At 70.6% G+C, this 12,697-nt stretch carries 10 protein-coding genes; 4 read left to right on the forward strand and 6 right to left on the reverse strand.

All coding sequences use genetic code 11. From position 1 onward, the window contains the following. Positions 1 to 79: 79 nt before the first annotated feature. From NX773_RS07705 to nadB, 4 genes are all read right to left on the reverse strand, one after another. Positions 80 to 1,114 (reverse strand): alpha/beta fold hydrolase, encoded by a 1,035-nt coding sequence (locus NX773_RS07705; protein ID WP_258855719.1) that lies wholly within the window; start codon positions 1,112 to 1,114, stop codon positions 80 to 82. Between the two features lie 8 nt (positions 1,115 to 1,122). Continuing rightward, the gene (locus NX773_RS07710; protein ID WP_258855720.1) at positions 1,123 to 2,019 is read right to left on the reverse strand and encodes an NAD-dependent protein deacetylase; all 897 of its coding nucleotides are present in this window, start codon (positions 2,017 to 2,019) and stop codon (positions 1,123 to 1,125) included. An 83-nt stretch (positions 2,020 to 2,102) separates the two neighbouring features. Further along, positions 2,103 to 3,005: a DMT family transporter gene (locus tag NX773_RS07715; protein ID WP_258855721.1), complete on the reverse strand. Its 903-nt coding sequence runs from the start codon at positions 3,003 to 3,005 to the stop codon at positions 2,103 to 2,105. Positions 3,006 to 3,193: 188 nt separating this feature from the next. Further along, a complete protein-coding gene (gene nadB, locus NX773_RS07720; RefSeq protein ID WP_258855722.1) occupies positions 3,194 to 4,822 on the reverse strand; it encodes an L-aspartate oxidase in 1,629 nt (542 codons plus the stop codon). 172 nt (positions 4,823 to 4,994) lie between these two features. On the opposite strand from nadB, the gene prsR reads away from it, so the two are divergent. Next, the gene (gene prsR / locus NX773_RS07725; RefSeq protein ID WP_258855723.1) at positions 4,995 to 6,344 is read left to right on the forward strand and encodes a PEP-CTERM-box response regulator transcription factor; all 1,350 of its coding nucleotides are present in this window, start codon (positions 4,995 to 4,997) and stop codon (positions 6,342 to 6,344) included. A gap of 5 nt (positions 6,345 to 6,349) precedes the next feature. On the opposite strand, the gene NX773_RS07730 is transcribed toward prsR, so the two are convergent. Together NX773_RS07730 and NX773_RS07735 are read right to left on the reverse strand one after the other, a co-directional pair. Continuing rightward, on the reverse strand, positions 6,350 to 7,150 hold the full coding sequence (locus NX773_RS07730; RefSeq protein ID WP_258855724.1) for a hydrolase 1, exosortase A system-associated: 801 nt from the start codon (positions 7,148 to 7,150) through the stop codon (positions 6,350 to 6,352). Beyond that, entirely contained in the window at positions 7,147 to 7,992 is an 846-nt protein-coding gene (locus NX773_RS07735; protein ID WP_258855725.1) for a hydrolase 2, exosortase A system-associated, read from the reverse strand. Before NX773_RS07735 ends, NX773_RS07730 begins: the two co-directional genes overlap by 4 nt. Positions 7,993 to 8,252: 260 nt before the next feature. Here NX773_RS07735 and NX773_RS07740 point away from each other — a divergent pair, with 260 nt between their 5' ends. From NX773_RS07740 to NX773_RS07750, 3 genes are read left to right on the forward strand one after another with little or no spacing between them, the layout of a single operon-like run. Then, complete coding sequence (locus NX773_RS07740; protein ID WP_258855726.1) at positions 8,253 to 9,830, forward strand: class I adenylate-forming enzyme family protein; 1,578 nt, start codon at positions 8,253 to 8,255, stop codon at positions 9,828 to 9,830. After that, on the forward strand, positions 9,827 to 11,659 hold the full coding sequence (locus NX773_RS07745; protein ID WP_258855727.1) for an asparagine synthetase B family protein: 1,833 nt from the start codon (positions 9,827 to 9,829) through the stop codon (positions 11,657 to 11,659). The genes NX773_RS07740 and NX773_RS07745 overlap by 4 nt, the downstream gene beginning before the upstream one ends. A gap of 7 nt (positions 11,660 to 11,666) precedes the next feature. Then, positions 11,667 to 12,692, forward strand: a complete 1,026-nt coding sequence (locus NX773_RS07750) for a glycosyltransferase (protein WP_258855728.1) — start codon at positions 11,667 to 11,669, stop codon at positions 12,690 to 12,692. Positions 12,693 to 12,697 lie beyond the last annotated feature (5 nt).

The raw sequence follows: 12,697 nt of genomic DNA on the forward strand, positions 1-12,697 counted from the left end.
GGATGCATGCATCGTTAGCTGCTTCGGATAGTCAGCATGGGTCCCGGCGTTCGCCGGGACGACGACCGGCGGCGGTGGCTCAGACCCCGCTCTCGCTGGCACGCGCCAGCGCTTCAGCGCGCGGGTTGCGGATCTGGACCGGTTCTCCCACCTTGGCGGCCATGGCGTCGATTGCCTCCAGCACCTTTTCCGGATGGGCGTAGTGCGTCATGTGGCCCACGCCCGGCTCCAGCGTCAGTTCGCCTTCCGGCACCCGTTCGCTCAGACGCTCGGAGTTGTGGCTGAAATCGGCCATCTTGTCGCGCGTGCCGGCGATGAGCGCGACCGGCACTTTCAGCTCCGGATACCGCCTGGCCAGCGCCATGGCGGCCGGCACCATGAGCGCGCTGTCGGCGGCAACCGCGCGCAACTGCTTTGGACGCACCATCATCCACGCGGGCATGTCCCAAAAGCGCTGCGGCACCGGCTGCGGCGAGAACATGAACTTGGCCATCAGCGGCCAGCGCAGGCGCCAGAGCAAGGGCGACACCGTGTAGCGCAGCAGGTCGCCCAGGATCGGGATCGCGGGCGTGGACAACATCGGCACGTCCAGCCGCAGGCTCGGATAGTAGTAGCCCGACAGCAGGACCAGCCCACGCACGAAATCGGGCACGTCCAGCGCCATCGACAGCGCCACCAGCGTGCCCCAGGAGTGGCCGACGACCAGCGCCGAGTCCACGCCCATTTCCTGCAGCGCGTGGTGGATCAGGCGCGCTTGCGCCTGCGGGGTCCAGACCGTCGAGCGTGGCCGCTCGCTGTAGCCGTAGCCGGGCCGGTCGAACGCAATGACCCGGTAGCGTTCGGCCGCGCGGCCCACGAGGCCGCTGTGGTCGTAATCGTCCGAGCTCACCATGTTGCCGTGCAGGAGAACCAGCACCGGCCCCTGGCCGCGTTCGGTGTAGTGCAGGCGCACGCCATCGACCTCGATGAACTTGCCCTGTGGTGGGTGCTCGCGCTCGACCTGGCGGGTCTTGGCGCGCACATACAGGAACGAGGCCGCCAGGCCCACGCCGGCCAGCAGGGCGGCGTTGCGCCAGCCGTTTGCGCGGGCGGCGCGCGGCAACATGCTGCTCATGGATTCGCTCACAGTACTCCTCCTGGTGTGTGGTCGGGTGTGGTGACGCCTGCAGGTTTCCTGAGTTGTAACAGCTGGGGTACGAGCGGCAGGATGCGCTCGGCCGATTCCTCGATCTTGAGGCCGATCAGGTGGTCGGCGCGCGTGCGGCCGAGGTTGAGGGCGGCAATCGGCTTGCCTTGCTCGGCGGCCAGGCGGCAGAAGCGGTAGCCGGAATACACCATCAACGACGAGCCGACCACCAGCAGCGCGTCGGCCGCCTCCATCTGCGCGAGGGCACAGGCGGTGCGCGCGGTCGGGATGCCATCGCCGAAGAACACCACGTCAGGCTGCAGCGTGCCGCCGCAGTGCACGCAGGCGGGCAGGCGGAAGTGCTCTAGCGCCTCGGGTTCAAGGTCGGCGTCGCCATCGGGCAGCGGCGTAGCCAGCGCGGCGGCCACTTCGGGATTAGCTTCCAGCAGCTGGGCCTGGACGAAGGCGCGCGGGAAGCGGGCCTGGCAGGACAGGCAGAGCACGTGGTGGATGTTGCCGTGCAGTTCAAGCACGGCGTGGCTGCCGGCCTGCTGGTGCAGGCCGTCCACGTTTTGCGTCAACAGCGCGCCAATGCGCCCGTTTGCCTCGAGCATGGCAAGCGCGCGGTGGCCGGTATTGGGCTGCGCCCTGGCCAGCGTGGGCCAGCCGACCATGCTGCGCGCCCAGTAGCGGCGCTGCACCGCGGGCGAGCGCCGAAATTCCGGTCCCTGGATCGGCTGCCTGCCGCGGCGGTTGCCGTCGCGGTCGCGGTAATCGGGAATGCCGGACGCGGTCGATAGCCCGGCCCCGGTCAGCACCAGCGCGTTGGCATGCCTTGCGAGGAAATCCGCCAGCGCGCCCGCGTGGTCGTGAACGGTGAAACCTTCGGCCATCGTGTTACTCCTCTCATCTGATGGGATCGTAACATCGTTGCCCGAGCGACCAGAACACCTTTCCTGTCGATATGAAACAGCGCTCAGCGCTGGCGCGAGGACCAGGCGATGCCGCCGACGATCAGCAGGAACGCGAGCGCGTGGTAAAGATGCGGCGGCTCGCCCAGCAGGGCCGAGCTGAAGAGCGCGGTGAACAGCGGCGTGAGGTTGATGAAGAAGGCGCCGATGTTGGGGCCGGCGCGCATCACGCCCGCGCCCCAGCAGCGCATGGCCACGATGGCCGGCCCGATGGCGACGTAGGCCAGCGCCGCGATGACCGGCCAGCTCCACGCGATGTGAATGCCGGAAAGCGCCCATTCGGCGCCGGTGGCCGCGGCCGACCACAGCACGCCATAGCCGACCTGCACCAGCAGGAACGCGGCCCAGTCCGCGCGCAGCGCCGGTGCGTCGGCTTTTTGCAGCAGCATCCAGCTGTAGAACGACCAGGCGATGGTCGCGAGGATGGTGTACAGGTCACCCACTACCAGCCGCAGCGCCGCCAGCTGCTGCCAGTCGCCGCGCGAGAGCACCACCAGCACGCCGGCGATCGACAGGATCGCGCCGGCCACCTGGCGCGGGCGCACCGGTACCTTGAAGAAGTAGCGGCCCACCAGCATCATCCACACGGGCATGCCGGATGCGACCAGGGTCACGTTGATCGGCGTGGAGGTGTGCAGGGCCAGGTACAGCAGCGAGTTGTAGGTGCCAACGCCCAGCAGGCCGAGCAAGCTGTAGCGGCGCCAGTTGGCCAGCACCCCGCTGCCTTGCGCGAACGCCGCGCGGCCCAGCGGCAGCAGCACCACCATCGCGATGGCCCAGCGCAGCAGGTTCAGCGTCATCGGCGGCACCGCGTCGCGCACCAGGCGGCCGACCACGGCGTTGCCGGCCCAGAGGATCGGCGACACGGTGAGCAGCGCGATGGTCGACAGGGACAGGTTACGGTTCATTCTTGTGAAATGAGACGAACAAGGAACGCCTTGTGGGCAACCCGGCATTGTGAGCGATGGGCGGGCGCGCCGTCCATGATCTGGTTCAGGTTGGCGTGGGCCCGTCCTCCGCGCCGCAGGCGATCATCCTCGGCATCTCCCGGCTCTGGCCGGGAGTCCGATCCCGGCAGCGCCGGGAACAATGTGCGTTAGCGTCGCGGTGGCGTGAGCACCGAGGGCAGCGCCTTGGGCAGGGTGTCCGGATAGTCGCGCGAGTAGTGCAGGCCGCGGCTCTCCTTGCGCGACAGCGCCGAATTGACGATCAGCTCGGCCACGGCAACCAGGTTGCGCAGCTCGAGCAGGTCGGGCGTGATGCGGAAGTTGCGGTAGTACTCGTCGATCTCGCCGCGCAGCAGCGAGATGCGGTGCTGTGCGCGCTCCAGGCGCTTGGTGGTGCGCACGATCCCCACATAGTTCCACATGAAGCGGCGCAGCTCGTCCCAGTTGTGGGCGATGACCACTTCCTCATCGGCGTTGGTGACGCGGCTCTCGTCCCATGCCGGCAGGGCCGGTGCTTCCCTGGACGGCATGGCAGCGATCTGCTGGGCGCAGGCACGGCCGACCACCAGGCATTCGAGCAGCGAATTGCTGGCCAGGCGGTTGGCGCCGTGCAGGCCGGTGCAGGCGGTCTCGCCCACCGCGTACAGGCCCGGGATGTCGGTGCGCCCGGCCAGGTCCGTGACCACGCCGCCGCAGGTGAAGTGCACCGCCGGCACCACCGGAATCGGCTGCCTGGTGATGTCGATGCCCAGCTCGAGGCAGCGCGCGTAGATGGTCGGGAAGTGCTCCTGGATGAAATCGGCGCTCTGGTGGCTGATGTCCAGGTGGACGTAGTCCAGGCCGCGCTTTTTCATTTCGAAGTCGATCGCGCGCGCCACCACGTCGCGCGGGGCCAGCTCGCCACGCTCGTCGTGCGCGGGCATGAAGCGGGTGCCAGCGGCGGCGCCGGCTTCGGGCGGCAACTTGAGCAGGCCGCCTTCGCCACGCACCGCCTCGCTGATCAGGAACGACTTGGCGTAGGGGTGGTACAGGCAGGTCGGGTGGAACTGGATGAATTCCATGTTGGCCACGCGGCAGCCGGCGCGCCAGGCCATCGCGATGCCGTCGCCGGTGGCGGTGTCGGGGTTGGTGGTGTACAGGTACACCTTGCCGGCGCCGCCGGTGGCCAGCACGGTGTGCTCGGCCTCGAAGGTCATCACCTTGCCGCTTTTTTCGTCCTGTACGTACAGGCCGTGGCAGCGCGGCTGGCCCACCAGGTGTGGCGCGCCGCCTTGGACGCCCTTGCCGGTCAGCTTGTCGGAGGTGATCACGTCGATCGCGCAGTGGTGCTCGAACAGCGAGATGTTCGGGTGCGCGCGCACCTTCTGCTCGAGCGTCACCTGCACCGCGTGGCCGGTGGCGTCGGCAGCGTGGATGATGCGTCGCTGGCTGTGGCCGCCCTCGCGGGTCAGGTGGAAGCCCAGCTCGGCGGTCTCGTCACGGGTGAAGGGCACGCCTTGCGCGATCAGCCATTCGATCGCGGCGCGGCCGTGCTCGACGATGTAGCGGGTGGCCGCCTCGTCGCACAAGCCGGCGCCGGCCACCAGCGTGTCGGCGATATGCTGGTCGTGGCTGTCGCCGGAATCGAGCACCGCGGCGATGCCGCCTTGCGCCCAGTTGCTGGCGCCGTCAAGCAGCGCTTTTTTGGAGATGACCGCGACCTTGCGCGTCTCGGCCAGGTGCAGAGCCACCGACAGGCCGGCCAGGCCGCTGCCGACGATGGCGACGTCGAATTTCATGTTAGTACGCAGTTTTGGACAGAAGCATCACTATAGACGATTTGGCGCACGCTCGCCCAGTCACCATCGGCAGGAAAAGTTGCTAACAGTCAATATTGCGGTCAAGGAGTTGCGCCATCATCCCCCTGCAGGCTGCGGGCACCGCCCCGGCCGGCAGCGGGAGGAGGCAGGGATGGCAAAGCGGAAACTGCTGGTGGTGGAGGGCGATGCGGAGCTGCGACGCGCGTTGCGGCTGCACTTCGAGCACCTCGAGGTGGTGGTGGCCGACTCGCGCGAGACCGCGCTGGCGCAGGTGCGCCGGCACGAGCCGCCCGCGGTGCTGCTCGACCTGTGCCTGCCGCCCGAGCCGGAGGTTACGGTCGAGGGCCTGGCCGCGCTGCGCCAGATTCTGTCCGAGGCGCCGGACACCAAGGTGGTGGTGCTGGCCCCGGGCAGGGATCATGCCAGTGCGCTGGAAGCGATCGGCAGCGGCGCCTACGACGTGCACCACAAGCCGTGCGACCTGGCGTTGCTGTCGCTGGTGGTCGAGCGTGCCGCCGTGCTGTACGCATTGCAGCAGGAGCACCGCCGCACGCAGCAGCTGGCGCCGGATTCGCCGCTGGCGGGCATCGTATCGCGCGACGCGGCCATGCTCAAGCTGTGCCGCGACGTGGAGCGCGTGGCGCCGACCGCCGCCACCGTCATGCTGCTGGGCGAATCGGGCAGCGGTAAGGAGCTGGTGGCGCGCGCGCTGCACCGCATGAGCGGGCGGGCTGACGCGCGCTTCGTGGCCATTAACTGTGCCGCGATTCCCGGTGACCTGCTCGAGAGCGAGCTGTTCGGGCATGAAAAGGGCGCCTTCACCGGCGCGGGCCAGCAGACCCTGGGCAAGATCGAGATGGCCAGCGGCGGTACCTTTTTCCTGGACGAGGTGGGCGACATGGCGCTTGCGCTGCAGGCCAAGCTGCTGCGCTTCGTGCAGGAGCGCGTGATCGAACGGGTGGGCGGGCGCGCCGAGATCGCGGTGGACGTGCGCATCGTGTGCGCCACGCACCAGGACCTGAAGGCGCTGGTGGCGCGCGGGGCATTTCGCGAGGACCTGTACTACCGGCTATCGGAGATCGTGCTGGCGATTCCGGCCCTGCGCGAGCGCGTCGGCGACTGCGCGCTGCTGGCGCACCACTTTCGCAACCTGTGGAGCGCGCGTACCGGACGCGTGCCGATGCGGTTCACCGACGAGGCGGTGGCGGCGATCGAGGCTTATCGTTGGCCGGGCAATGTGCGCGAGCTGGAAAACTGCATCAAGCGGGCCGTGATCATGGCGGACGGACCGTTGATCGGCGCCAGCGACCTCGGCTTGCCGCTGCCCGGGCAGCCCGGACCGGACGTCAATCTGCGCCGGGCGCGCGCTGCGGCCGAGTACCAGGCAATGGTGTGCGCGCTGGCACGGGCGGACGGCAACATCGCGCGCGCCGCAGAGCTGATGGGGGTGTCACGCCCGACCGTGTACGACCTGATGCATTACCACGGGATACGCGGGTGAACGCGCTACCAGGACATGATCCAGTTGGCGCTGGCTTCGGCCACCTCGTCGCGCCAGGCGCTGCTGGTGAAGGCGTGGTCGGCCTGTGCCACCTCGACGCAGCGAAAACGCGCATGGTGCCGGGCGAGCACGCGCGCAAAGTGGCGGGCTGCCAGGTCTTCGCCGCCCAGCACCAGCAGCAGGCGGCCCGGAAAGCCGTGCAGGCTGTCGGCGATGCGACGCGGCAGCGCCGTGCGGTGCGAACCGCCGCCCATCTGGCGCCACTGCTCGCGCAGGGTGCCGGCGCGTTCGGCCAGCCCAAGTTCGCCGCGCGCCACTTTCTTCCAGAACGCCACCTCGCCCAGGCGCGCCAGATAGTGGTGGCGCAGCGGCTCGGCCGGATCGACGGGGCGGCCCGGCAACGGGTTGAGCAGCACCAGGGCGCACACCCGCTCGTCCAGCGGCGCGTACAGGGCCGCGGCAAGTGCGGCGTCGCCCAGGCCGAGGATGACAGTTTCTTTCATTTCGGGCACCTGGGCGGAAAATTCTTTCATGGCTGCCCGGATATCGTCTTCGATTGCGTCGAACGCGCGCGGCGCGCCCTCGCTGTCGCCCATGCCGCGGCGGTCGAAGCGCATCATCGGCAGGCCGCGCTGGGCCAGCACGCGCGACAGCAGCGTGAACTGGCGGTGACTGCCGATACGGTATTGCTCGCTGTCCGCCAACATGAGCACGCCGCGCAGCAGCGGCCGCTCGGGCACATCGACCACCCCGATCAGGCTGCTGCCGTTGCAGTTGAAACGCAGCGCGCGCTGGTCGATTTTCATGGCAGGCTCCCGAACACCTCGCTGGTGGCGTCCAGCAAGGCGGGACATTCGATCACATCGTCATTCCAGGCGTGGGGGCCGGCCACGGGATGGAACTGGACCCGCACGCCGTCGCGTGCCCAGCGCGCGGCCAGGCGGGCCACGTTGGCTTCGACCCGGGCGGGCGCCGGCTCGGGATTGGCGAACCAGTGGACGGTGCAGGGCGGCAGGCGCAGATTGGCGGCGTCGCAGCTGTCGATGGCCTTGACCAGCGGAATTGCCACCTCGTAGCCGCCCACCTCGATGTGACCGTGCACGGCGAGCTGGGCGCGCAGGGCGGCGGTGCTGCGCGCGGTGCCGGGCGCCTTGCCCTGCAGCTGTGCGGCCAGGCGCAGGCGCAGGAACTGGTTGATGCAGGTGCGCCCGTTGGTGAACGGCTGCCACAGGATGATGCCGGCCGGGCGCAGCCGGGCCGCGCAGTCGAGCGCCAGCAAGCCGCCGAGGCGCACGCCCCACAGGTGCAGCGGCCCGCCGCCGGTGCGGTCGAGCAGCCAGCCGGCGGCAATGGCCAGGTCGGTCTTCCACAGCTCCCAGCGGCCGGAATGGAAGTCGCCGCAGCTGTCGCCGCAGCCAAACAGGTCAAACTGCAGCACGGCGTAGCCCATGGCGGCGAACGCCCGCGACTGCAGCGCGGCCATGCGGCGCGATTTGTTCATTTCTTCTGCAAACGCATGCACGTGCAAGATCGCCCCGCGCGGCTCCACGCGCGGATTGGGCGCATGGTACACGCTGAACCGCGTGCCAGGCTCGGCATCGAAGAAGAAGGGCTCCACGCGCGGCGTGGACAGCAGCGGGGCATTCATGGTGCAAGTGTCTCCTGCACGGGCTCGGGCGGGCCGCCGCGGGCCCCGGCGCGCGGCGCGGGGCGAGGGAAGTGCACTGGTTGTCGGAGCCGGTTGGTCATCTTAACGCTCGTGCTTTCATGTTAATTAGACACCCCCGATGAGCCCGGGTCTTGATGGGCCGCAAGCGTGCTCCCCGCGCCATTCTTGAGAAGACGCAATGAGCCGTTCGCGCTTTTTGCGAATGATGAATCTTTACTTGCAGCATCTTGGGAGGGACGATGGCCCTGCTCGTCCAGGAACTGATCTACGAAGCCGCCAGCCGCGACGCGAATGCGCCGGCGCTGCGCTATGCCGGCGCGCGCATCGGCTACGGCGCGCTGGCGATGATGGTCGAAGCGGCGGGCGGTGGCCTGCGCGCGCTCGGCGTGCGCGCCCATGACCGGGTGGCGCTGTGGCTGCCCAAGCGCGAGGAGGCGGTGGTCGCCCTGTTTGGCGCCAGTGCCGCGGGCGGCGCGTTCGTCGTGCCCGATCCGGCGCTGGCCGCGCCGCAGGCGGCGGCGCTGCTGCGCGATTGTGGCGCGCGGGTGCTGGTGACGACCAGCGAGCGGCTGGCCACGCTGGGTTCCGAGCTGGCGCGCTGCCCCGATCTGGCGGCGGCAGTGGTTTGCGGCGCGCCCGGGCCGGTGCCGCCCGGGATCGAAGTCGTGCACTGGGACGAGCTGCTGCGTGCCGGCTCCGGCCGCGCTGCACCGGGCGGGGTGGACGACGACATGGCGGCGCTGTTGTACCTGCAGCACGGGGCAAGGCCATCGGCCATCATCCTCACGCATCGCAACGTGGTGGCGGCGGCGCGCACGCTGCAGCGCGCGCTGCGCATTGGCGCGGACGACCGCCTGTTGGCCGCGCTGCCGCTGAGTGTGGACGCCGGGCTGCACCAGCTGACCACCGCCTTCGCGGCCGGCGCCAGCGCGGTGCTGCTCAATCCGATGCTGGCGCGCGACGTGGTGCGCGCGGTCGAGGACGAAAGCGTGACGGCCCTGGCTGCGTTGCCGCCGCTGTGGACCGAGCTGGCCGAACTGGCATGGCCGGCTGGCGGCGGTTCGCTACGCGTGGCGGTCAATGCCGGCGGCTCGCTGCCTGCGGCGAGCGTGGCCGCGCTGCGCCGCAAACTGCCGCGCGCGCGCATCGTGCTGCTGCATGGCCAGCCGGAGGCATTCCGCGCCACCTGCCTGGCGCAGGAAGAGTTCGAGCGCCACGGCGATTCGATCGGCCGCCCGCTGCCGCAGGCCGGCGTGCTGGTGCTGCGGGCGGACGGCAGTCCTTGCGCGGCCGGCGAGCCGGGCGAGCTGGTGCAGCGCGGCCCGCTGGTGGCGCGCGGCTACTGGAACGACAGCGCGCGCACGCGCGACTGCTTCCGCACACTGCCGGCGCGTCCTGGTGCGAGCGTACGCGAGACGGCCTTGTGGACCGGCGAAACGGTGAGCGCCGATGCGCATGGCTACCTGTACCTGGCGCGCGCCGGCGAAGAGATCATTCGCACCGGCGGGCGCCGCGTGCGCGCGGCGCAGGTGGAGGAAGCGCTGTACGCAACCGGACTCGTGGAGGAAGCGGCGGCGGTCGGCATTGCGCACCCCGCGCGCGGCCAGGTGATCGCGGTGATGGCGCGTGCGAGCACCGGGCTGGCGATCGACTCGCGCCACCTGTTCGAGGCCTGCCGCGCGCGGCTCCCCGGGCACATGCTGCCGGCGATGCTGGACCTGCGGCGCTCGCCGCTGCCGCGCGACGCCGGCGGACGGATCGACCGGGCCAGCGTGGCGGCCGCGCTGGCGCCGCTGTTTGCCGAGGTGGCGCCATGAGCGGCCTGTGCGGCTGGTTCTCGCGCGAGCCGGCGGCGCTGCCGATCGCGCAGATGGCGGCGCCGCTGTGTCGGTTCGACCAGGCGCCGCTGCGCACGGCGGCCCACGGCATGGGCGCGGTGGCGCTGGCCGGCGGCCTGGATTGCGCCAGCCTGTACCACGAGGACGGCCTGCTGATCGCGCACTGGGGCGAACGGGTGGACGCGCTGGCCCGCCTGTGGCGCGCGCACGGCGTGAAGGCGTGCGCGGCGCTGTCCGGCCAGTTTGCGTTCGCGCTGATCGACGAACGGCGCGGCGAAGCGCTGCTGGCGGTGGACCGCGCGGCCTCGCGCCCGCTGTACTACCAGCTGGTCGGGCACACGCTGGTGTTCGCCAGCTCGACGGACGCGATGGTGCTGCATCCCGGCGCCGGCCGCGAGGTCGACCCGCAGGCGCTGTACAACTACCTGTATTTTCATGCAGTGCCGGGCTCGATCTACAAGGGCCAGCGGCGGCTGGCGCCGGGCGAGTACGTGCACCTGCGCGCCGGCCGCCTCGAGCGCACGCGCTACTGGCGGCTGCGCTTTCACGAGCGCCAGCCGGCCACCAACTCGCCGGTGCTGGCCAGCGAGCTGCTGGACACGATACGCGGCGCCGTCGAGTGCTGCGTGGGACAGCAGCGCACCGGCGTGATGCTGGGCGGCGGCCCGGCCAGCACGGCGCTGGGCGCGCTGCTGGCCAATGCCAGCGGCCAGCGTGTGCCGACCTTCGCGGTGGGCATCGGTCCGGCCGGGCGCGCCGCATTCGAGCATGCGCGCCAGGCGGCGCGGGCGCTGGGGTTCGACCACCACGAACGCGTGATCGGCACCAGCGAGGTGGCCGACGCGATCGCCCAGCTTGGGGCGGCGTTCGACCTGCCGTGCGGCGACCCCGCGGCGCTGGCTGCCTTCTACTGCGCACTGCTGGCGCGCGAGAGCGGAACCCAGCGCCTGCTGACCGGGCAGGGCGCCGCGGAACTGTTCGGGCGCCGCGCCTACTATGCGCGCCAGTTGCGGCTGGCGCGATACGAGCGCCTGCCGTCCGGGCTGCGCCAGCTGCTGATCGAGCCGCTGCTGTTCCGCCTGGCGCGGCGCGTGCGGCGCGGCCCGCTGGCCATGGCGCGCGAACATATTCGCCAGTCGATGATGCCGCTGCCGGCGCGCCTGCAGCGTGCCAACCTGTTGCACGGCTACGGCCCGGGGGAAGTGTTCGAGCCCGGCTTCCTGGAGCTGGTCGACCCGACCGCGCCAGCGGCGACGGTGGAACAAAGCTGGTGGCTGGCGCAGGGGCGCCACCCGCTGAACCGGATGATCGCGCTCGACCTGCAGTACCGGTTGGGCGAGCGCGGACTGCCGTCGGTATCGCGCGCCTGCGATATGGCCGGCGTGGCGGTGCAGTTCCCGTACCTGAACGACGCCCTGGTCGCGTTCGCGGCGCGGCTGGACCCGGCCGCGAAGGAGACTGGCGCATCGGCGCATGGCCTGTTCTGCCAGGCGCTGCAGGCTACGCTGCCACGCCGCAGCCTGCACGTGCGCGGTTACGGGCTGGCGCCGCCGGTCGGGCAGTGGCTGCTGTCGGACCCGCGTCTGAGAGCGATCGCGTTCGACAGCCTGTCGGCTCTGCGCGAGCGCCATATCGTGCGCGCCTGCTTCATCGACCAATTGTTGTCCCAACGGCTGGCGCAAGATCCGCCGCGTCACGGGCGCATGGTGTGGATGCTGATGATGCTGGAGCAGTGGTTCGCGCAGCGGCGCGCGCTGGCCTCAACAACGCCGGCGCCCGCGCACGCGCCCGCCACCGCACGGACCTAGGCGAGCCATGCGCGTTGCGCTGCTGCCCGATCCCGTGCTGTTCCAGCGTCCTGACGGCCTGCGCACGCAGGTGCGCGAGACGCTGGAGGCGCTCGCGCGCCGGCAGGTTGAGGCGGTGCTGGTGGCAGGCGGCATGCCGCGCGGCGGGTTCGAGCTGCTGCATGTGTTTGGCGCGGCGCGCGGCAACGCAGCGCTGGTCGAGCAGGCCGCGGCAAGCATGCCGGTCGTGCTCACACCCCGCGTGTCACCCGCGTGGACCAGCGCAAATGGCACCCGGGCGCGGGTGGCGGACCGTGTGCTGGGCAACCGCACGTCATGGGACTTCGATACCGGCTACGCCCAGATCCGGCGCGCGCTGCGCTGCGCCACGCACGTGGTGGCCCAGGGTGAAGCCGAGCGCACATCCATCTGCCGGGCATTCCTGATCGACGCGCAGCGCGTGTCGGTGGTTCCGAACGGCGTCGCTCAGCGCTTCTTCGTGGCAGGTGGTGCGCTATTTCGCGAGCGCCTGCGCATCGCCGGCCAGTTCGCGCTCATGGTCGGCCAGGTCTCGCCGTGGCATGGCCAGCTCGAGGTGGCGCGCGCACTGGCCAGGCTGGCCGTGCCCCTGGTGGTGATCGGCGAGGCGCACGGGCGCGACGCGCTCTACCTGCAGGCGCTGCGCGCCGTGCGCACCGTGACGTGCATCGACGCCGTGGCGCACGACTCGCCGCTGCTGGCCAGCGCTTACGCCGCCGCGTCGGCGCTGGTGCTGCCGCCACATGGCGCGGGACTTCCGATGGCGGCGCTGGAAGCGCTGGCGGCCGGGACGCCCGTCGTGACGGCAGGCTCGCCGGGACACTGGTCGGAGACGGCAGGCGTGCGCAAGACAAGCGGCGAGGGTGCCGAGGCCCTGGCGATCGCGGTCTCGGCGCTGCTGCACGAGCCCTTGGCGCCGGAGGCGGTACGGGCCGGCGTGCGTGTCTTCAGCTGGGATGCGGCGGCGGCACGGCTCGCCGCCTTGTACGCGGAGCTGCTCGCGGCGCGGCGCTGAGGGCG

The organism is Massilia solisilvae (assembly GCF_024753215.1).
GTDB classification, from domain to species: domain Bacteria; phylum Pseudomonadota; class Gammaproteobacteria; order Burkholderiales; family Burkholderiaceae_D; genus Telluria; species Telluria solisilvae.